Below are 20916 nucleotides of genomic sequence, written 5' to 3'. Positions count from 1 at the left end.
GCCCCTGCCAATTCAACAGGGGCCTTTTTTTCTCCTTCATATTTCAAGCCGCAGCAGCGTTGGCCGCCTCGCGCACCCCGGTCACGTAGCTACCTACGTTCCCGGGGATTTGCTGCGTTGCCGCCTTGCTGCAACTTGAACTATTTTGGAGAAACGGTGCTATACGTAACGGTCATTCGGCAATCCATCACGGTTTACGCGCAATCAGCACCGCGCGCTGCGGGGCGGGATAGCCTTCCACCGTCTTGCTGCGATCGTTCGGGTCAAGGAAATCGGCCAGCGACTCGGTAACCATCCATTCGGTACGGCGTTGCTCTTCGGTGGTAGTGACGCAGACATCGGCGATACGCACGTCAATAAAGCCGCATTTTTCCAGCCATTTTTTTAATGCCGGCGCGGAAGGAATAAAATAGACGTTACGCATCTGCGCGTAGCGATCCCCGGGCACCAAAACGGTATTTTCGTCGCCGTCGACGACCAGCGTTTCCAGTACCAGTTCACCCTCGTTGACCAACTGATCTTTTAACTGCCACAGATGCTCCAGCGGCGAGCGACGGTGATAAAGCACCCCCATCGAGAAGACGGTATCAAATGTTTTCAGCGCCGGGAGTTGTTCAATGCCCAACGGCAGCAGATGCGCGCGCTGATCGTTACCCAACAGTTTACGCACCGCCTCAAACTGGCAGAGGAAAAGCTGCGTAGGATCGATGCCGACCGCCAGATGTGCGCCCGCGCCAATCATCCGCCACAGGTGATAGCCGCTGCCGCAGCCGACATCAAGGATCGTCCGGCCAGTTAAATCTGACAGATGCGGCAGTACGCGATCCCACTTCCAGTCGGAGCGCCATTCGGTATCAATATCTACGCCATAAAGCGAGAACGGGCCTTTACGCCACGGCATCAGATTACGCAGCAATGTATCAATACGCTTTAGCTGACCTTCGCTGAGCGGCGTTTCGCTTTCCGCCGTGACGCTGTGCAGTAAATCCAGCCGCCAGGGCGTAATTTCCGGTAAAAATTCTACCGCGTTCGACCACTGTTTAAACAAGCCATGCTGCTGCTCGCGTTGCCAGGCGGCAATCTGCGCGGGCAATGTTTCCAGCCAGTGGGAGAGGTGATTTTTAGCAATGAGCTGATAAAAGTTACCAAACTCGATCATGCGGCAACTCCGGCTTTTAACGCGACAAGCGACCCGAAATTAAAGCACTGGAACCACAGTTCGCTGTGTTCGAAACCCGCCTTACGCAGGCGCGCTTTATGTGTTTCCACCGAGTCGGTGAGCATCACGTTTTCCAGCATACTGCGCTTCTGGCTGATCTCCAGTTCGCTGTACCCATTCGCGCGTTTAAAATCGTGGTGCATGTTGAATAACAGCTCGCCCACTTTCGCGTCTTCAAAGCTAAATTTTTCCGACAGTACCAGCGCGCCGCCGGGATTCAACCCCAGGTAAATCTTATCCAGCAATGCCTGGCGTTCGGCAGGTTCAAGGAATTGCAGGGTAAAATTCAGCACCACCATCGAGGCGTTTTCAATAGTGATATCGCGGATATCGCCTTCAACAACTTCAACCGGCGTTGGCGCTTTATATGCATCAATATGGCGGCGGCAGCGTTCAATCATGGCCGGGGAGTTATCGACGGCGATAATGCGACAATGCTCATGGCGGATATTACGCCGAACAGACAGCGTCGCGGCGCCCAGCGAGCAGCCCAGATCGTAGACCTGCGTGTTCGGCTGCACAAAGCGTTCAGCCAACATGCCAATCATGGAGATGATGTTGGAGTAGCCTGGTACCGAACGCTGAATCATGTCGGGGAAAACTTCGGCTACTCGTTCATCAAAAGTCCAGTCGCCGAGACGGGCGATAGGCGCAGAAAAAAGCGTGTCGCGGTGAGACATAACGTATACATCCGGGAAAAATAAAGGCGCATATTGTGCGCTAATACAGGGAGAAAACCAACTCCCAGGGCATATACCACAGGTTTGCCAGCACCATCAGCAACAATGCGCACCAGGTCGCGCTCATCCCCGCCCGCCGCCAGCGGAACAGACGGTGGTGAAAACCGTAATAATGCATCAGCCGACCGGCGATTAAAATGATGCCGCAGATATGCACCATCCACGTTTCGGCGCCGTTCATTTCCATAAACAGCAGCAGCACCAGCGCGACAGGAATATATTCCACCGCGTTGCCATGAATACGGATGGCGCTTTGCAATTCGCTAAAACCGCCGTCGCCATAGGCGACACGGTACTGCATTCGCAAGCGAACGACATTAAAAGAGAACTTCATTAATAATAACGCACCCAAAACGGCATACAGCGCGCTTACCATACAAACTCCCTTTTAAAATGGCTGATGGCACTGTCTATGATAGGGGGCATTTTCAGAAAAGAGAAGATTGCTGTGGAATGGACGGAGCAGTGCCGATTTCCGGTAAGACGCTGCGTAAATCATGCCAAAGCGTATTCACCAGTTCCGGCGCCTGCGCGATATCCGGAGTATGTAAAAACAGAAAAGGCGTGGTGGTCTGCCGCCACTGCGGGAGTTTCTGCAACCAGGCGGCGAAAAACTCACGGTTTTGCGCCATATTATCGCTACCGATAAAACGCACCATCGGATGGCTGGCCGTCACGACCGCATGTACCGGGACTTTGGGTTTGTTTCGCTGCGCGTCGCGGACGGCCTCGCTGTGGGGATGGGCGGCATGTACCGGACGACTATCCAGGATCACGCGGTTTACGCCGCGCGCGTGTAACCCGCGATTGAGCCGCTGTTCATCCTCACCTTTGTCAAAAAAACACGGATGACGAACTTCTACGCCATAGGTAAACGTGGCGGGGAGCGCATCAAGAAACTGCCATAAGGCGGGGAGATCGCGCGGTCCAAAGGCGGCGGGCAACTGCAGCCAGTATTGGCCAATACGCGTTTCCAGCGGCGCCAGCCGGGTAAAAAACGCCTGTACCAGATCGTCGCAATGACGCAGCGCGGCCTGGTGAGAAATGGTGGCGGGAAATTTAAAGCAAAAACGGAAATCGTCCGTAGTTTGCGCATACCAGCGATCGACAATTTCCGCTTTCGGCAGCGCGTAAAGCGTGGTGTTGCCCTCCACGCAATTAAAGTGGCGGGCATACTCTTCCAGACTGGTGATGCCGAGCCGCGCCCATTTCGGGTGCGACCATTGCGGCAAGCCAATGTAGATCATAAGGCGTTTAAAATATCCTCTACGCTGCGTACCCGGCCAATGCGCGGGAAAATATGCGTCATACTGCTCTGATGCTGCTCACTGCTGGCGGCGCTACAGGCATCTTCGGCAATAATAAGGTTAAATCCTAACTCCCAGGCGTTGCGCGCTGTGGATTCGACGCCGATATTGGTTGAGATCCCGCACAATATGATGGTGTCGATACCCCGGCGGCGAAGCTGTAATTCCAGGTCGGTGCCGTAAAACGCGCCCCACTGGCGTTTAGTCACTTCCAGATCGCTGTCCTTTTTACCCAATGCCGTAGGCCAGGTCCACCAGTTTTCCGGCAATGCGTGCGCAGGCGTTGCGGCATCCACCGGCTGTTTTAACGCTTCGGCATAATCATCAGACCATCCGACGCGTACCATAACCACGGGTGAGCCGTTGGCGCGACACTTTTCCGCCAGCCGCGCGGCGCGGGCGACCACCTCATTTGCCGTATACGGGCCGCCGGCAAACGGAAGAATTCCTTCCTGTAAATCAATAACCACCAGGGCGGTTGTGGTCGCGTTGAGTTTCAGCATGATAATCACTCTCCTAAAAATAGCGGATTTCACTACACCTTAAGCGCGATTAAAGAGGAAAGCGGCGACAAATATTGTTAATTTTTGTGAGCATACGCAATACCCGCGTGAAAAACCCGGGTACAGTCAGTATGAACCAAGTGTCGATACCGCATGAAACGGGCAAGTTATCGCTCCCATGCTGGATTGACTCTTATCGTGCGGCAGAATTTCCAGTATAATAGCCGCCTTTTTTCATCCAGTTGTGACATACAGCTAAAGCTGCGACTTCGTCGCCTGCATGGCAGGCAACAATCCGCCTGCGGCTAAGTTAAGGGATATCTCATGCGTACAGAATATTGCGGACAGCTACGTCTGTCCCACGTGGGGCAGCAGGTGACTCTGTGTGGTTGGGTCAACCGTCGTCGTGATCTTGGCAGCCTGATCTTTATCGATATGCGCGACCGCGAAGGTATTGTGCAGGTGTTCTTCGATCCGGATCGTGCGGACGCGTTAAAGCTGGCCTCTGAACTGCGTAATGAGTTCTGCATTCAGGTTACGGGCACCGTGCGTGCGCGTGACGCGAAAAACGTCAATGCGGATATGGCGACCGGCGAAATTGAAGTGCTGGCGTCCTCTCTCACTATCATCAACCGCGCAGACTCACTGCCGCTTGACGCTAACCACGTTAATACCGAAGAGGCGCGTCTCAAGTACCGCTATCTGGATTTGCGTCGTCCGGAAATGGCGCAGCGCCTGAAAACCCGCGCCAAAATTACCAGCCTGGTGCGTCGTTTTATGGACGATCACGGTTTCCTTGATATTGAAACGCCGATGCTGACCAAAGCCACGCCGGAAGGCGCGCGCGACTATCTGGTGCCTTCGCGCGTGCACAAAGGTAAATTCTACGCGCTGCCGCAGTCGCCGCAGCTGTTCAAACAGCTCCTGATGATGTCCGGTTTCGACCGTTACTATCAGATAGTCAAATGCTTCCGTGATGAAGACTTACGTGCTGACCGTCAGCCGGAGTTTACTCAGATCGACGTCGAGACCTCCTTCATGACCGCGCCACAGGTGCGCGAAGTGATGGAAGCGCTGGTGCGCCATTTGTGGCTGGAAGTGAAAGGCGTGGATCTGGGGGATTTCCCGGTCATGACGTTTGCCGAAGCGGAACGTCGTTACGGTTCCGACAAGCCAGACCTGCGTAACCCGATGGAGCTGGTAGATGTCGCTGACCTACTGCAATCGGTAGAGTTCGCGGTCTTCGCGGGCCCGGCTAACGATCCGAAAGGCCGCGTGGCAGCACTGCGTGTGCCTGGCGGCGCACAGCTTAGTCGTAAGCAGATCGACGATTACGGTAACTTTGTTAAGATCTACGGCGCGAAGGGCCTGGCGTATATCAAAGTTAACGAACGCGCGAAAGGTCTGGACGGGATTAACAGTCCGGTGGCCAAGTTCCTGACCGCCGACATCGTCGACGCTATCCTTGAACGTACCGGCGCGCAGGACGGCGACATGATCTTCTTCGGCGCAGATAACAAAAAAGTGGTTGCCGATGCGCTGGGCGCGCTGCGTCTGAAACTGGGCAAAGACCTGAACCTGACCGACGAAGACAAATGGGCGCCGCTGTGGGTGATTGACTTCCCGATGTTCGAAGACGACGGCGAAGGCGGTCTGACCGCGATGCACCATCCGTTTACCGCTCCGCGTGACATGACGGCGTCTGAACTGAAAACTGCGCCGGAAGAAGCCGTCGCTAACGCTTACGATATGGTGATTAACGGCTATGAAGTTGGCGGCGGTTCGGTGCGTATTCACAACGGTGAAATGCAGCAAACCGTATTTGGTATTCTCGGTATCAATGAGCAGGAGCAGCGCGAGAAGTTCGGCTTCCTGTTGGATGCGTTGAAATACGGTACGCCGCCGCATGCGGGCCTGGCGTTTGGTCTGGACCGTCTGACCATGCTGTTGACCGGCACCGATAATATTCGTGATGTTATCGCCTTCCCGAAAACGACCGCCGCCGCGTGTCTGATGACCGAAGCGCCGAGTTTCGCCAACCAGGCAGCGTTGACGGAGTTAGGGATTCAGGTTGTGAAGAAAGCCGAGAATAACTGATATGAACAATGTACACGACATCATTCGCGTGATATCGCGGCGGCCCGCAAGGGCGAGTCTCATCAATGCGCGGCGTCACCCAACAGCCAACAACGAGGTCGCGTGAAGGATAAAGTGTACAAGCGCCCCGTTTCGGTCCTGGTGGTTATTTTCGCGCAGGATACGAAACGGGTGCTAATGTTGCAGCGACGCGATGACCCGGATTTTTGGCAGTCAGTGACTGGCAGCATAGAAGAAGGGGAGACCGCGTTGCAGGCCGCCGTACGTGAAGTCAAAGAAGAGGTCACGATTGATGTTTCGGCAGAGCAACTGACCTTAATCGACTGCCAACGTACGGTGGAGTTTGAAATTTTTTCACATTTACGTCATCGCTATGCGCCGGGTGTTATGCACAATACAGAATTCTGGTTCTGCCTTGCGTTACCGCATGAGCGGCAGGTGATATTCACTGAACATCTGACGTACCAGTGGCTTGATGCGCCTGACGCGGCGGCGCTTACCAAGTCCTGGAGTAACCGGCAAGCGATTGAAGAGTTTGTCATTAACGTCGCCTGAAAAGGCGCGCTTTTTTTGAGGAAATATTTATGGCAGGTCATAGTAAATGGGCCAACACCAGACATCGTAAAGCTGCGCAGGATGCCAAGCGCGGTAAAATCTTCACTAAAATTATTCGTGAACTGGTAACGGCAGCTAAATTGGGCGGCGGCGATCCGGATGCCAACCCGCGTCTGCGCGCGGCTGTAGATAAAGCGCTGGCCAACAACATGACCCGCGACACTCTGAACCGTGCCATCGCTCGCGGTGTGGGTGGTGATGAAGACTCGAACATGGAAACCATCATCTATGAAGGTTATGGTCCTGGCGGCACGGCCATTATGATTGAGTGTCTGAGTGACAACCGTAACCGTACCGTAGCGGAAGTGCGTCATGCTTTTAGCAAGTGCGGCGGTAATCTGGGTACCGATGGCTCAGTGGCGTACCTGTTCAGTAAGAAAGGGGTCATCTCCTTTGAGAAAGGCGATGAAGACACCATCATGGAAGCCGCTCTGGAAGCCGGTGCGGAAGATGTTGTGACCTATGATGATGGCGCGATTGATGTTTACACTGCCTGGGAAGAGATGGGTAAAGTGCGTGACGCGCTGGAAGCGGCGGGTCTGAAAGCGGACAGCGCCGAAGTGTCCATGATCCCGTCAACCAAAGCGGATATGGATGCGGAAACCGCGCCGAAACTGCTACGTCTGATCGATATGCTGGAAGACTGTGACGATGTTCAGGAAGTCTACCATAACGGTGAGATCTCTGATGAGGTGGCGGCGACCCTGTAATGGTGCTGTTAAACGCCGGCGGGCAGGGGGTATAGCGTGTCGATTATTCTCGGTATTGACCCCGGCTCGCGCATTACCGGTTATGGCGTTATCCGCCAGGTAGGCAGACAACTGACCTATCTGGGCAGCGGATGTATTCGCACCAAAGTCGATGATTTGCCGTCTCGTTTGAAGCTTATATACGCAGGCGTGACGGAAATCATCACGCAGTTCCAGCCGGACTATTTTGCTATCGAACAGGTGTTTATGGCGAAAAATGCCGACTCAGCCCTCAAGCTGGGACAGGCGCGCGGCGTCGCGATTGTCGCCGCGGTCAATCAGGAACTGCCCGTGTTTGAATACGCGGCGCGTCAGGTGAAGCAAACCGTCGTCGGTATTGGTAGCGCGGAGAAAAGTCAGGTTCAGCATATGGTGCGCACGTTGCTCAAACTGCCCGCTAACCCGCAGGCAGACGCCGCAGATGCGCTGGCTATCGCCATTACGCATTGCCACGTTAGCCAGAACGCGATGCAAATGAGCGAGAGCCGACTCAATCTGGCGCGGGGAAGGTTGCGCTAAATCATTCTCCCTCAGCCTCGCGTTGAGGGGTTTCAACTCCACAGGCGCTAATTAATTCTAAATTGGGATGTTGCCACAGGCTGGCGGGCGTCACCGTCTTACGATCCCACGGGATTGAACCTAAAAACCAGAACTTCCAGAAGGCGAGTTTCGCATCAGGATTGCTGTGAAGTAATTCTTCGAATGTCTCAATATCGCCTACCGGAATACACAATGCTTCTTTATAGATATCAAACACAAACTTCGAGCAGAACTGGCGTGATGACTCATATTTAAACCCCGTGTGATAAAACTTATTCAGCCGGGCAGGAACCTGTTCCATGATGGCGAGTTTCTGTTCGACCGTCAGGCCGCCGCACAGGCGACGAACCGCGTAACGTTGTCCGGCTGAACGTTGTATAAACAGTGACAGCGTGGTGACGGTTGAGAGGGGGACGCGGCTTTCCGCCACCAGATAGTCATCACCATTATGACCAATAATAATCCCAACATGGTTGCTCCAGCACTGTGAAGCGGTGGATATCTGGCCGAAAAGCGCGGCACCTATACAGGTAAAGACGATATCCCCGGTTTCATATTGGACAGGATAATGTTTTTTCATCTCTGCATTCCATTATTTGAAATAAATTCCTTTTATTTATTCTACAGGGTAGTTAGCATTATACCAGATAAATGACAAGCCTTAGTGTCATCGAAATATGTATGGTGAATATTGCATTTATTGCAATTAATGTCGTAAATATATCTGGGGGAGGAGTTAAGGTGGTAAATTTCTCATCATCTGATCTCTTATATTGACAGGGAGTATGACGTGGTTGATGATAAACCAATGAGAATAGGCTGGGTGTTTTATTTTCCTTATATTTTTGTTGCTATTATCCTTCATCTGTTTATTAGTTTTTGTTATTGTTTGAGTATTGATATGGCGGAGGCTAATACCGTTGTTTTTTTATTAAAGCCAGGAACGATTTCATTATTATTTTTACTTCTCCCTGCCAGGCGGTTCAGAACCCGACTGTTGGCAACATTGAGTTCAGTTTTCATTACCTTAGTATTTAACCAGTGGCATTTGGTTGCCGGGAATAAAGAACTGGTTTTGTGCCTGCAGGCAGCGTGCTTTATGGCTTTCCTGGCTATGACATCGGTAAAAAAATCCGGGTGGATGATTAGCGCATCATTATTTTTGGTTTGTGCGGCCGGAACGATTCGCCAGTGCTGGCTGGAACAGTGTTTAACGCTGCCGATATATATATTGTTGATGATGGGCGGAGCTGTGGCGCCAGCGGCCACTGCTTCCAGTATATTGCAGCAAAAGGTCGTGGGTTAGCAGCAAAACGACAGGCACTTTTTAGTAGCGAAGAGTATGTGAATATTTATTATAATTATTCAGAAGGGATGCCAGCCGTGAATTTCGATGGCATGAAAAATGACTTTGCACAATATTTATTGTGTCATGGTGAATTAAAATCTGTTGTGCGCGACGATAAAACAACATGCGATTAAATTCAGCGCTAGTAGTTAATATTATTACATCTATTCTCGGGTCTGTTTTTTTGGGGCCCCGATGTTCCGCTGTTGGCATTCGTACTGGATACATTATTAGTGGCAACATTTCGTTTGGCTGATATTGATAGTCACGGCGTCCATCGTCTCTTTATCGTAGTCGGCGTTGCGGTAAGCGCTACATTGCGGGGGGCTTGCAAGCCCGGCTGCGATATTGTATTCGCCATATCGGGTTGCGTCTGGCTCCGGTATTAGTGTTATCAGGATACTCATTATTGAAGACTACCGAACGTGCGCCACGGCATGTTGGCAAAAGTTATTCGCGTAGGACGCAAAAAGTTGTCAATGAGTGTACGACTTATTTTGTACGCAGCGGGGAGCGTACCCGTCGTTAACCATCGCGGGATGTCGGAGTAGAGAAATATCGGGATACGTGTTTTTCATCTGGATAAACATCCAGTCTTTTTTTATGATAGTGCATTATCTTTTCAGCCCTTTACGCAGGAGCGTCATGTGATAGGCAGACTCAGAGGCATTATTCTCGAAAAACAACCCCCGATCGTGCTGCTGGAGACAGGGGGCGTAGGCTATGAAGTACATATGCCTATGACCTGCTTTTACGAGCTGCCGGAGGCCGGGCAGGAGGCAATCGTCTTCACCCACTTTGTGGTGCGTGAAGATGCGCAGTTGTTGTACGGATTCAACAATAAGCAAGAGCGCACGCTGTTTAAAGAGCTAATTAAAACGAATGGCGTCGGGCCTAAGCTGGCGCTGGCGATTCTCTCCGGCATGTCGGCGCAGCAGTTTGTGAATGCGGTTGAGCGCGAAGAGCTTGGCGCACTGGTGAAGCTGCCGGGTATCGGCAAGAAAACCGCCGAAAGGCTGATTGTCGAAATGAAAGACCGCTTTAAAGGGCTACATGGCGATCTCTTTACGCCAGCGGTCGACTTGGTATTGACGTCGCCGGCCAGCCCAACCTCGGAAGATGCAGAACAAGAAGCAGTTGCTGCGCTGGTGGCGCTGGGTTATAAACCGCAAGAAGCCAGTCGGATGGTAAGCAAGATCGCCCGTCCGGATGCAAGCAGTGAAACACTGATTCGCGACGCGTTACGCGCCGCGTTATGAGGTAAAGGATGATAGAAGCAGATCGCCTGATTTCAGCAGGCGCCACGATCGCAGAAGACGTCGCCGATCGCGCCATTCGCCCAAAGTTATTGGCGGAATATGTCGGCCAACCGCAGGTGCGCTCCCAGATGGAGATCTTTATTCAGGCGGCAAAACTGCGTGGCGACGCACTAGATCACTTGCTGATTTTCGGCCCGCCAGGGTTAGGTAAGACGACTCTGGCGAATATCGTTGCCAATGAAATGGGCGTCAATCTCCGAACCACGTCCGGCCCGGTGCTGGAAAAAGCAGGCGATCTGGCGGCTATGCTCACCAATCTTGAACCGCATGATGTGCTGTTTATTGATGAGATTCACCGGCTTTCACCGGTGGTGGAAGAAGTACTCTATCCGGCGATGGAAGATTACCAGCTGGATATTATGATTGGCGAAGGGCCTGCTGCACGTTCCATTAAGATCGATCTGCCGCCGTTTACGCTCATTGGCGCGACGACGCGAGCAGGTTCGCTGACCTCGCCGCTACGCGACCGTTTTGGCATTGTGCAGCGCCTGGAGTTCTACCAGGTGCCCGATCTGCAGCACATCGTCGGGCGCAGCGCAAGGCACATGGGGCTTGAGATGAGCGATGACGGCGCGCTGGAAGTGGCGCGTCGGGCGCGCGGTACGCCGCGTATAGCCAACCGCCTGCTCAGACGTGTGCGTGATTTCGCCGAGGTGAAGCATGACGGGGCTATTTCAGCGGAAATTGCCGCACAGGCGCTGGATATGCTGAACGTCGATGCGGAAGGGTTTGACTATATGGATCGCAAGCTGCTGCTGGCGGTTATTGATAAATTCTTCGGTGGACCGGTCGGCCTGGATAACCTGGCGGCGGCGATTGGCGAAGAGCGTGAAACCATTGAGGATGTGCTGGAGCCGTATCTGATTCAGCAAGGCTTTTTGCAGCGCACGCCGCGTGGGCGTATGGCAACGGTGCGCGCCTGGAACCATTTCGGGATCACGCCGCCAGAGATGCCTTAGCGCCTGAAGTCGCTGCGCTCATCAGACCTGGGCGATTTTGTAGGCCCGGTAAGCGCAGCGCCACCGGGCAACACACGCTTAGCTTGCCTGCTTTTTCATCATACTGAAGATAAACAGCAGCGCGGCACACAGCACTACGGATGGCCCTGCCGGGGTATCATAAAAGGCTGAGAAGGTCAGTCCACCTGTAACCGCTATCATACCTACACCAACGGCGACGCCCGCCATCTGCTCTGGCGTACGGGCAAAGCGACGCGCGGTTGCGGCGGGGATAATCAGTAGCGACGTAATGATCAGCGCTCCGACAAACTTCATCGCTACGCCGATAGTTAACGCCGTTACCAGCATCAATAGCAGCTTCACGCGCTGTAACTTCACGCCATCGACAAAGGCAAGATCCGGACTGATAGTCATTGACAGCAAGTTGCGCCACTGCCAGAAGAGAATGGCCAGCACAATAACGACCCCAATAGCGATCGAGATAAGATCTTCCGGCGTGACGGCCAGCAAATCGCCAAACAGATAAGCCATTAAATCAACGCGGACGTTGGACATCAGGCTGACCACGACCAGTCCTAAAGACAAGGCGCTGTGCGCCATAATGCCCAGTAAGGTATCAATCGCGAGGTGAGGGCGTTTCTCCAGCCATACCAGACCGGCGGCCAGCAGCAGCGTAACGGCGATTACCGCATAAAAGGGGTTAACGTCCAGCAACAGGCCAAACGCCACGCCCAGAAGCGACGCGTGAGCCAGCGTATCGCCAAAATAGGACATCCGACGCCAGACCACAAATGAGCCCAAAGGACCAGCGGCGCACGCCAGCATCATCCCGGCCAGCCAGCCGGGCAGTAATAATTCAATCATGAGTGACCATTTCCCCGGCGCAGTACAATACGACCCTGTAAATCATGGCGATGATTATGATGATGGCGATAAATCCCTAATTGCTCCGCGCCTCGCGGGCCAAACATAGAGATAAACTCCGGATGCATAGACACCACTTCCGGCGCGCCGGAACAGCAAATATGATGGTTCAGGCATAACACTTCATCCGTCTTTGCCATGACCAGATGTAGGTCATGCGACACCATCAGCACGGCGCAATCGAGTTCTCGACGCAGCTGATCGATAAGGTCGTATAACGCGACCTGGCCGTTGACATCCACGCCTTGCGTCGGCTCATCAAGTACCAGCAACTGCGGCCTGTTAAGCAGAGCACGCGCCAGCAGTACGCGCTGTGTCTCACCGCCGGAGAGTTTTTGCATGGGCGCGTCAATCAAATGTCCGGCCTGAACGCGTTTAAGCGCCGGGAGAATATCCGTTTTTTGCGTGCCGGGACGTAAACGTAAAAATCGGTTTACCGTCAGCGGAAGCGTGGTATCGAGATAGAGCTTTTGCGGGACATAGCCGATACGGAGTTGCCCGTTGCGCTTGATCACCCCTTCATCAGGGGCTACCAGTCCTAAAACCACGCGTACAAGCGTTGACTTCCCCGCGCCGTTAGGACCGAGAAGCGTTAAAATTTTTCCGGGGCTCAATTCAAGCGACACATCAGAGAGGACGCGGCGTTGACCAAATGAGACCGAGACGTTTTCCAGTGAAACTAAACTTGTCATGTTAATTTTAGGCTTGCAGAAGTGATAGAATGTTATAATATCACATTTCACACATTCATTACGATGATTAGTCGCATTATGTTACAGAAAAATACGCTTCTTTTCGCAGCATTATCCGCCGCGCTTTTGGGGAGTGCAACCCAGGCTGCCGACGCCGCCGTTGTCGCTTCGCTTAAACCGCTTGGGTTTATCGCTTCCGCCATTGCTGATGGCGTTACGGATACGCAAGTATTACTTCCGGATGGGGCATCCGAGCATGATTATTCATTGCGTCCATCAGACGTAAAACGCTTACAGGGCGCGGACTTAGTCGTCTGGGTTGGCCCGGAAATGGAAGCCTTTATGGAGAAGTCGGTCAGGAATATTCCTGATAATAAGCAGGTTACCATTGCACAACTTGCCGATGTAAAACCGTTACTCATGAAGGGCGCGGATGATGATGAGGATGAACATGCGCATACGGGCGCCGATGAGGAAAAAGGTGACGTACATCACCATCACGGCGAATATAACATGCATCTTTGGCTCTCCCCAGAGATAGCGCGGGCTACAGCGGTTGCAATCCATGAAAAATTAGTGGAACTTATGCCGCAAAGTCGAGCCAAACTCGACGCCAACCTGAAGGATTTTGAGGCACAATTAGCCGCAACCGATAAACAGGTCGGTAACGAGCTCGCGCCGCTCAAGGGGAAAGGGTATTTCGTTTTTCATGACGCCTACGGTTACTACGAAAAACACTACGGACTCACCCCACTCGGTCACTTTACCGTGAACCCTGAGATACAACCTGGCGCGCAGCGTTTACATGAAATAAGAACACAGTTGGTTGAGCAAAAAGCAACCTGCGTTTTTGCTGAGCCACAATTCAGGCCAGCGGTCGTGGAAGCCGTGGCGAGAGGGACATCCGTTCGAATGGGAACACTGGACCCCCTCGGGACGAACATTAAACTGGGTAAAACAAGCTATTCAGCGTTTTTAAGCCAATTAGCCAACCAGTATGCGAGCTGCCTGAAAGGAGATTAACGAGGAAGTGAATACGTGCAACAGATAGCCCGCTCTGTCGCCCTGGCATTTAATAATCTGCCCCGACCCCACCGCGTTATGCTGGGGTCACTTACCGTTCTGACACTGGCCGTCGCCGTATGGCGGCCCTATGTTTACCACCCAGAATCCGCGCCAATCGTTAAAACTATTGAACTGGAGAAAAGCGAGACTCGTTCCCTCTTACCGGAGGCCAGCGAACCCATTGATCAGGCCGCGCAGGAAGATGAAGCTATTCCTCAGGATGAGCTGGACGATAAAACCGCAGGCGAAGTCGGCGTCCATGAATACGTCGTCTCCACAGGCGATACGTTAAGCAGCATTCTGAATCAGTACGGCATCGATATGAGCGATATTAGCCGACTTGCCGCTTCTGATAAGGAGCTGCGCAATCTGAAAATTGGCCAACAGCTTTCCTGGACACTGACCGCCGATGGCGATTTACAGCGTCTGACATGGGAAGTCTCCCGCCGTGAAACGCGTACCTACGATCGTACTGCCAACGGTTTTAAAATGAGCAGTGAAATGCAGCAGGGGGACTGGGTTAACAGTCTGCTGAAAGGTACGGTAGGGGGGAGCTTTGTCGCCAGCGCGAAAGAGGCCGGTTTAACCAGCAGCGAAATCAGCGCAGTGATAAAAGCCATGCAGTGGCAGATGGATTTTCGCAAGCTGAAAAAGGGCGATGAATTTTCGGTTCTGATGTCGCGCGAGATGCTGGATGGCAAGCGTGAACAGAGTCAGTTGTTGGGCGTGCGGATGCGTTCCGATGGTAAAGATTACTACGCCATTCGCGCCGCTGACGGTAAATTCTATGACCGTAACGGGGTTGGCCTGGCGAAAGGCTTTTTACGCTTCCCGACCGCCAAACAGTTCCGCATCTCCTCCAACTTCAATCCGCGACGTCTGAACCCGGTTACCGGACGCGTTGCGCCGCATCGTGGCGTTGACTTTGCGATGCCGCAGGGTACGCCGGTGCTGTCGGTGGGGGATGGCGAGGTCGTGGTCGCTAAACGTAGCGGCGCTGCCGGTTACTACATTGCGATTCGTCATGGACGTACCTACACCACACGTTACATGCACTTGCGTAAGCTGCTGGTGAAACCGGGGCAAAAAGTAAAACGTGGCGATCGTATTGCGCTTTCTGGTAACACCGGGCGTTCCACAGGGCCGCATCTGCATTATGAGGTATGGATCAACCAGCAAGCCGTTAACCCTCTGACAGCAAAATTGCCGCGCACGGAAGGTCTGACGGGGTCAGATCGTCGTGAATACCTGGCACAGGTGAAAGAGGTTCTGCCACAACTGCGCTTCGATTAACAAATGCGCTGACAGAGCCGGTACGCGATGTGTGCCGGCTTTTTTGTTTTGTGTGAGACGCAGACGTCGCTACACTATTCACAATTCCTTTTCGCGTCAGCAGACCCTGGAAAAGCATGGAAACCAAAAAAAATAATAGTGAGTATATCCCTGAATTCGAAAAATCCTTTCGCTATCCGCAGTATTGGGGCGCCTGGTTGGGCGCGGCAGCAATGGCGGGGATCGCATTAACACCGGCATCATTCCGCGACCCTTTGCTGGCGACGCTGGGGCGTTTTGCCGGACGGCTGGGGAAGAGTTCTCGTCGCCGGGCGCTAATTAATCTGTCGTTGTGCTTTCCGCAGCGTAGCGAAGCTGAGCGCGAAGCGATTGTCGATGAGATGTTCGCCACCGCGCCGCAGGCAATGGCGATGATGGCTGAGTTGGCGATGCGCGGTCCGAAAAAAATCCAACAGCGTGTTGACTGGGAAGGTCTGGAAATCATTGAGGAGATGCGTCGTAACGACGAAAAAGTCATTTTTCTCGTACCGCATGGCTGGGGCGTCGACATTCCAGCCATGCTGATGGCCTCTCAGGGGCAAAAAATGGCGGCGATGTTTCATAATCAGGGTAATCCGGTTTTTGATTATATCTGGAACACAGTGCGTCGGCGTTTCGGCGGACGTTTGCATGCGCGTAATGACGGGATTAAACCCTTTATTCAGTCTGTTCGTCAGGGCTACTGGGGCTACTACCTGCCGGACCAGGATCACGGCCCGGAGCATAGTGAATTCGTTGATTTCTTTGCGACATACAAAGCGACGCTGCCTGCGATTGGTCGGCTGATGAAAGTGTGCCGCGCACGCGTGATACCGCTTTTCCCGGTGTATAATGGTAAAACGCATCGCCTGACTATCCAGATTCGCCCGCCGATGGACGATCTGCTCACGGCTGACGACCACACTATCGCCAGACGGATGAACGAAGAGGTCGAAATTTTTGTCGGCCCGCATCCGGAACAGTACACCTGGATCCTGAAGCTGCTCAAAACCCGCAAGCCAGGCGAGATTCAGCCGTATAAGCGTAAAGATCTTTATCCCATCAAATAAATAAAGCCTCTCGTAAGAGAGGCTTTATGCTGACAAACCCTGTACTACCTGATGAACAGGCGTGGGGGAGTTTTACTCAACGGTCAAAATACGCGTGGTATTAGTTGAGCCGACGGTGCTCATGACATCGCCCTGAGTCACGATCACCAGGTCGCCGGAAACCAGATACCCTTTATCGCGCAGCAGATTAACAGCTTCATGCGCCGCGACAACGCCATCAGCCGCGCTATCAAAATGCACCGGCGTTACTCCGCGGTAGAGCGCGGTCAGGTTCAGCGTGCGTTCATGGCGCGACATGGCGAAAATCGGCAGGCCGGAGCTGATACGGGAAGTCATTAGCGCGGTACGACCGGATTCCGTCATGGTGATGATCGCGGTAACACCTTTCAGATGGTTTGCTGCATACATCGCAGACATGGCAATGGCTTCTTCAACGTTGTCGAACTGCACGTCGAGACGGTGTTTAGACACATTGATGCTGGGGATTTTTTCTGCGCCCAGGCAGACGCGCGCCATTGCGGCAACGGTTTCAGAAGGATACTGACCGGCTGCGGTTTCGGCAGACAGCATAACCGCATCCGTGCCATCCAGGACGGCGTTCGCCACGTCCATCACTTCCGCACGGGTCGGCATCGGGTTGGTGATCATCGACTCCATCATCTGCGTTGCGGTGATGACTGCGCGGTTTAGCTGACGCGCACGGCGAATCAGCGCCTTCTGGATACCAACCAGCTCCGGATCGCCGATTTCAACGCCCAGGTCGCCACGTGCGACCATCACAACGTCAGAGGCCAGAATGATATCGTCCATGGCGTTTTGATCGCATACCGCTTCGGCGCGTTCGACCTTAGCCACAATTTTCGCGTCGCAGCCGGCGTCGCGCGCCAGGCGGCGTGCATAGTTCAGATCTTCGCCGCAGCGCGGGAAGGAGACAGCCAGATAGTCAACGCCTATCAGCGCAGCGGTTTGAATATCGGCTTTGTCTTTTTCGGTCAGCGCTTCAGCAGAAAGCCCGCCGCCGAGCTTGTTAATGCCTTTATTGTTAGACAGCGGACCGCCGACGGTGACCTCGGTAAAGACTTTCATGCCCTGGACTTCAAGCACTTTCAACTGCACTCGACCATCGTCAAGCAGCAGGATATCGCCAGGAACGACGTCTGCCGGCAACCCTTTGTAATCAATGCCGACTTTTTCTTTATCGCCTTCGCCTTTACCCAGGTTAGCGTCTAACAGAAATTTGTCCCCGATATTGAGGAACACTTTGCCTTCTTTAAAAGTGGAAACGCGAATTTTTGGCCCTTGCAGGTCGCCTAAAATAGCCACATGACGCCCCAGTTTGGCGGCAATCTCACGGACTTTATCAGCACGCATTTTATGATCTTCCGGCGAGCCGTGAGAGAAGTTCATACGTACTACGTTTGCGCCCGCGGCGATAACTTTCTCAAGGTTGTTATCGCGGTCAGTTGCCGGGCCTAACGTGGTAACGATTTTGGTTCTGCGAAGCCTTCTGGACATGTAATACTCCGTTGACTAAAACAACTTGGTGTTGCGTGAACATTGATCCGGTCGTTCTGAAACCTTAACGGTATAAAATGAACGTCCCCGGATGACGAAAAGGGTAGAACATTGTTATTGCTTTTAGCGGTCATCACTCCTGATGAGTAATTCTTTATCAAAACGCGATTCCTTGAGCGCTTCCTTGACACGCTTCAAGTTATCTCTGAATTTTGCCCCGCGACGCAAAGTAAATCCCGTTGCCAGCACATCTATCACGGTCAGCTGAGCAAGTCGAGAGACCATGGGCATATAAATGTCTGTATCTTCCGGTACGTCGAGGGTAATGGCCAGCGTGGCTTCGCGCGCCAGCGGCGTTCCAGCGGAGGTCAGGGCGATCACCATCGCATCGTTTTCCCGCGCCAACTGCGCCAGTTCCACCAGGCTCTTGGTTCTGCCAGTATGCGAAATGAGCACCACGACGTCATCATCGTTACAATTCATACAGCTCATCCGTTGCAGCACGATATCGTCGGAGTAAATCACCGGCACATTGAAGCGAAAAAACTTATTCATGGCGTCATGCGCGACCGCGGCGGAGGAACCAAGACCAAAAAAGGCGATTTTTTTTGCCTGGGTCAGTAAATCGACGGCGCGGTTGACGGCCGATTTATCCAGCGACTGACGAACATGGTCGAGACTGGCCATGGCGGACTCGAAGATTTTTCCTGTATAGGCCTCAACGCTGTCATCTTCATCCACATTGCGATTAACATAGGGGGTGCCATTTGCCAGACTTTGCGCCAGATGCAGTTTAAAATCAGGAAAGCCGCGGGTATTCATGCTGCGACAGAAACGGTTCACCGTTGGCTCGCTAACGTTAGCTTCCTGGGCCAGCATGGCAATGCTTAAGTGAATCGATCTGCCTGGGGCGGCCAGAATAACATCGGCGACTTTTCGTTCAGATTTGCTTAAATGTTCCAGTTGAGACTGGACTTTTTCCAGCATATTCATGATTAGCAAGGCTCATGGGTATTAGCGATTTCAATGATGCGCGAAACCGAGCGCGTTTTGTTAGATATTACTCCTGGCGGCTGTCAAAGGGGGCAAAATGGCTAAAAAAGGTGTCGTTTTTTTTCATTACATGACCGACGTCGGATTTTAAGTTCCAGCTTGTGTGGAAAAGCGACAATTTTATTAGGCGTTTTGCCGATTATATTGCCAATCAAACGCCGGTTCACCTATGAAAAGGCGTTTACGGTTTCCGTAATCTCGTAAAAGCAGTACAGTGCTGTGTAATAAAATTACAACGATATCCTGGCTAAAGTACCAGGAGATTAACTGAGGAGAATGACATGGCGGTAACGCAAACAGCCCAGGCATGTGACCTGGTCATTTTCGGCGCGAAAGGCGACCTGGCGCGCCGGAAACTGCTGCCTTCCCTGTATCAGCTTGAGAAAGCCGGCCAGATCCATCCGGATACCCGGATCATTGGGGTGGGGCGCGCGGACTGGGATAAAGAAGCTTATACCCACGTCGTGCGTGAGGCGCTGGAAACCTTCATGAAGGAAAAAATTGATGAAGGCTTGTGGGATACGCTGAGCGGCCGTCTGGATTTTTGTAATCTTGACGTGAACGATACGCCTGCGTTCAGTCGCCTGGGCGATATGCTGGATCAAAAAAACCGTACCACCATTAACTATTTTGCGATGCCGCCCAGCACGTTTGGCGCTATTTGCAAAGGGTTAGGGGAGGCTAAACTCAACGCCAAACCGGCGCGTGTCGTGATGGAGAAACCGTTGGGTACTTCGCTGGCGACCTCGCGTGAGATTAACGATCGGGTCGGCGAATACTTTGAAGAGTGCCAGGTATATCGTATCGACCACTATCTGGGCAAAGAAACGGTTCTCAACCTGCTGGCGCTGCGTTTTGCCAACTCGTTATTCGTTAATAACTGGGATAACCGCACTATCGATCACGTTGAGATTACCGTAGCGGAAGAGGTGGGGATTGAAGGGCGCTGGGGATACTTTGACCAGGCCGGTCAGATGCGCGATATGATCCAGAACCACTTGCTGCAAATTCTCTGCATGATTGCCATGTCACCGCCGTCTGACCTGAGCGCCGACAGTATTCGCGATGAAAAAGTCAAAGTGTTGAAATCGCTGCGCCGGATTGATCGCTCCAACGTGCGTGAAAAAACGGTTCGTGGTCAATACACCGCGGGCTTTGCGCAGGGGCAAAAGGTGCCGGGCTATCTGGAAGAAGAGGGCGCGAATAAAAGCAGCAACACCGAAACTTTCGTCGCTATACGCGTCGACATCGATAACTGGCGTTGGGCGGGCGTGCCATTCTATCTGCGCACCGGCAAGCGTCTGCCAACCAAGTGCTCTGAAGTCGTGGTTTATTTCAAGACGCCTGAACTGAACCTCTTTAAAGAGTCCTGGCAAGACCTGCCGCAGAACAAATTGACGATTCGCCTGCAGCCAGATGAAGGCGTAGATATTCAGGTGCTTAACAAAGTACCGGGGCTGGATCATAAGCATAATCTGCAGATCACGAAGCTTGATCTGAGCTACTCCGAGACCTTTAATCAGACGCACCTGGCGGATGCATATGAGCGCCTGCTGCTGGAAACGATGCGTGGCATTCAGGCGCTATTTGTCCGCCGTGACGAAGTGGAAGAAGCCTGGAAGTGGGTGGACTCCATTACCGAAGCATGGGCGATGGACAACGACGCGCCGAAGCCGTATCAGGCGGGCACCTGGGGACCGGTAGCGTCCGTGGCGATGATTACCCGTGACGGTCGTTCGTGGAATGAGTTTGAGTAAATTTGCCACTCACTCTTAGGTGGTATTTTACCGGTAACATGATCTAACACAGATTGTAGAATCATTTTTGCACTTTTAAGCCTCGTGTGGATTCACCTGCGAGGCTTTTTTTATTACACTGCCTGAAACGATT

20 protein-coding genes and 1 pseudogene are annotated in these 20916 nt (G+C 52.9%); 11 read left to right on the top strand and 10 right to left on the bottom strand.

The window, feature by feature from the left end; translation table 11 throughout:
- Positions 1-187: 187 nt before the first annotated feature.
- The 5 genes from cmoB to J4614_RS04725 are packed head-to-tail and all read right to left on the bottom strand — an operon-like array spanning position 188 to position 3769.
- Positions 188-1159, bottom strand: coding sequence for a tRNA 5-methoxyuridine(34)/uridine 5-oxyacetic acid(34) synthase CmoB (gene cmoB / locus J4614_RS04745; protein WP_208293079.1), 972 nt, complete (start codon positions 1157-1159; stop codon positions 188-190).
- A complete protein-coding gene (gene cmoA, locus J4614_RS04740; RefSeq protein ID WP_000019607.1) occupies positions 1156-1899 on the bottom strand; it encodes a carboxy-S-adenosyl-L-methionine synthase CmoA in 744 nt (247 codons plus the stop codon). The genes cmoB and cmoA overlap by 4 nt, the downstream gene beginning before the upstream one ends.
- Before the next feature lie 40 nt (positions 1900-1939).
- Complete coding sequence (locus tag J4614_RS04735) at positions 1940-2335, bottom strand: MAPEG family protein (protein WP_000252975.1); 396 nt, start codon at positions 2333-2335, stop codon at positions 1940-1942.
- Positions 2336-2387: 52 nt separating this feature from the next.
- Positions 2388-3206, bottom strand: coding sequence for a DUF72 domain-containing protein (locus J4614_RS04730; protein ID WP_208293078.1), 819 nt, complete (start codon positions 3204-3206; stop codon positions 2388-2390).
- A complete protein-coding gene (locus J4614_RS04725) occupies positions 3203-3769 on the bottom strand; it encodes a hydrolase (RefSeq protein WP_000916144.1) in 567 nt (188 codons plus the stop codon). The genes J4614_RS04730 and J4614_RS04725 overlap by 4 nt, the downstream gene beginning before the upstream one ends.
- A 324-nt stretch (positions 3770-4093) precedes the next feature.
- On the opposite strand from J4614_RS04725, the gene aspS reads away from it, so the two are divergent.
- The 4 genes from aspS to ruvC all read left to right on the top strand — a co-directional run bounded on the left by aspS (position 4094) and on the right by ruvC (position 7749).
- The gene (aspS, locus tag J4614_RS04720; protein WP_208293077.1) at positions 4094-5866 is read left to right on the top strand and encodes an aspartate--tRNA ligase; all 1773 of its coding nucleotides are present in this window, start codon (positions 4094-4096) and stop codon (positions 5864-5866) included.
- Between the two features lie 102 nt (positions 5867-5968).
- Entirely contained in the window at positions 5969-6421 is a 453-nt protein-coding gene (gene nudB, locus J4614_RS04715) for a dihydroneopterin triphosphate diphosphatase (RefSeq protein WP_023213138.1), read from the top strand.
- Between the two features lie 29 nt (positions 6422-6450).
- Positions 6451-7191, top strand: coding sequence for a YebC/PmpR family DNA-binding transcriptional regulator (locus J4614_RS04710; protein WP_000907242.1), 741 nt, complete (start codon positions 6451-6453; stop codon positions 7189-7191).
- A 36-nt stretch (positions 7192-7227) separates the two neighbouring features.
- Entirely contained in the window at positions 7228-7749 is a 522-nt protein-coding gene (gene ruvC, locus J4614_RS04705) for a crossover junction endodeoxyribonuclease RuvC (protein WP_000022509.1), read from the top strand.
- Between the two features lies 1 nt (position 7750).
- On the opposite strand, the gene J4614_RS04700 is transcribed toward ruvC, so the two are convergent.
- On the bottom strand, positions 7751-8350 hold the full coding sequence (locus tag J4614_RS04700; RefSeq protein ID WP_151340361.1) for a YebB family permuted papain-like enzyme: 600 nt from the start codon (positions 8348-8350) through the stop codon (positions 7751-7753).
- Between the two features lie 210 nt (positions 8351-8560).
- Here J4614_RS04700 and J4614_RS04695 point away from each other — a divergent pair.
- From J4614_RS04695 to ruvB, 3 genes and pseudogenes are all read left to right on the top strand, one after another.
- Positions 8561-9252 (top strand): annotated as a pseudogene (locus tag J4614_RS04695) (hypothetical protein).
- Between the two features lie 513 nt (positions 9253-9765).
- On the top strand, positions 9766-10377 hold the full coding sequence (gene ruvA, locus J4614_RS04690) for a Holliday junction branch migration protein RuvA (protein ID WP_000580335.1): 612 nt from the start codon (positions 9766-9768) through the stop codon (positions 10375-10377).
- A gap of 8 nt (positions 10378-10385) precedes the next feature.
- The gene (gene ruvB, locus J4614_RS04685) at positions 10386-11396 is read left to right on the top strand and encodes a Holliday junction branch migration DNA helicase RuvB (RefSeq protein ID WP_000568504.1); all 1011 of its coding nucleotides are present in this window, start codon (positions 10386-10388) and stop codon (positions 11394-11396) included.
- Positions 11397-11474: 78 nt separating this feature from the next.
- Here ruvB and znuB read toward each other — a convergent pair whose 3' ends face one another.
- Complete coding sequence (gene znuB, locus J4614_RS04680; RefSeq protein ID WP_000571508.1) at positions 11475-12260, bottom strand: zinc ABC transporter permease subunit ZnuB; 786 nt, start codon at positions 12258-12260, stop codon at positions 11475-11477.
- Positions 12257-13012 carry a zinc ABC transporter ATP-binding protein ZnuC gene (gene znuC, locus J4614_RS04675; protein WP_000203023.1) on the bottom strand — a complete coding sequence of 252 codons (756 nt, stop codon included), beginning with the start codon at positions 13010-13012 and terminating at the stop codon, positions 12257-12259. Before znuC ends, znuB begins: the two co-directional genes overlap by 4 nt.
- A 78-nt stretch (positions 13013-13090) precedes the next feature.
- On the opposite strand from znuC, the gene znuA reads away from it, so the two are divergent.
- From znuA to lpxM, 3 genes are all read left to right on the top strand, one after another.
- Positions 13091-14035, top strand: coding sequence for a zinc ABC transporter substrate-binding protein ZnuA (gene znuA / locus J4614_RS04670; RefSeq protein WP_000939593.1), 945 nt, complete (start codon positions 13091-13093; stop codon positions 14033-14035).
- A 15-nt stretch (positions 14036-14050) separates the two neighbouring features.
- Positions 14051-15370, top strand: coding sequence for a murein DD-endopeptidase MepM (mepM, locus tag J4614_RS04665; protein ID WP_001184030.1), 1320 nt, complete (start codon positions 14051-14053; stop codon positions 15368-15370).
- A 116-nt stretch (positions 15371-15486) separates the two neighbouring features.
- A complete protein-coding gene (lpxM, locus tag J4614_RS04660) occupies positions 15487-16458 on the top strand; it encodes a lauroyl-Kdo(2)-lipid IV(A) myristoyltransferase (protein WP_000448401.1) in 972 nt (323 codons plus the stop codon).
- A gap of 72 nt (positions 16459-16530) precedes the next feature.
- Here the strand turns inward: lpxM and pyk are convergent, their stop codons facing one another.
- Positions 16531-17973, bottom strand: a complete 1443-nt coding sequence (gene pyk, locus J4614_RS04655; protein ID WP_000091156.1) for a pyruvate kinase — start codon at positions 17971-17973, stop codon at positions 16531-16533.
- A 123-nt stretch (positions 17974-18096) separates the two neighbouring features.
- Positions 18097-18966 (bottom strand): MurR/RpiR family transcriptional regulator, encoded by an 870-nt coding sequence (locus tag J4614_RS04650; protein WP_001056719.1) that lies wholly within the window; start codon positions 18964-18966, stop codon positions 18097-18099.
- Between the two features lie 341 nt (positions 18967-19307).
- On the opposite strand from J4614_RS04650, the gene zwf reads away from it, so the two are divergent.
- On the top strand, positions 19308-20783 hold the full coding sequence (gene zwf / locus J4614_RS04645) for a glucose-6-phosphate dehydrogenase (protein ID WP_000301711.1): 1476 nt from the start codon (positions 19308-19310) through the stop codon (positions 20781-20783).
- Positions 20784-20916 lie beyond the last annotated feature (133 nt).

Source organism: Salmonella sp. 32031103-2018-00083-FB-01-SM-01 (genome assembly GCF_017571995.1).
GTDB lineage: Bacteria > Pseudomonadota > Gammaproteobacteria > Enterobacterales > Enterobacteriaceae > Salmonella > Salmonella enterica.
Note: the sequence above shows the minus strand (reverse complement) of the source record. Positions and strands in the feature narration are given on the sequence as shown.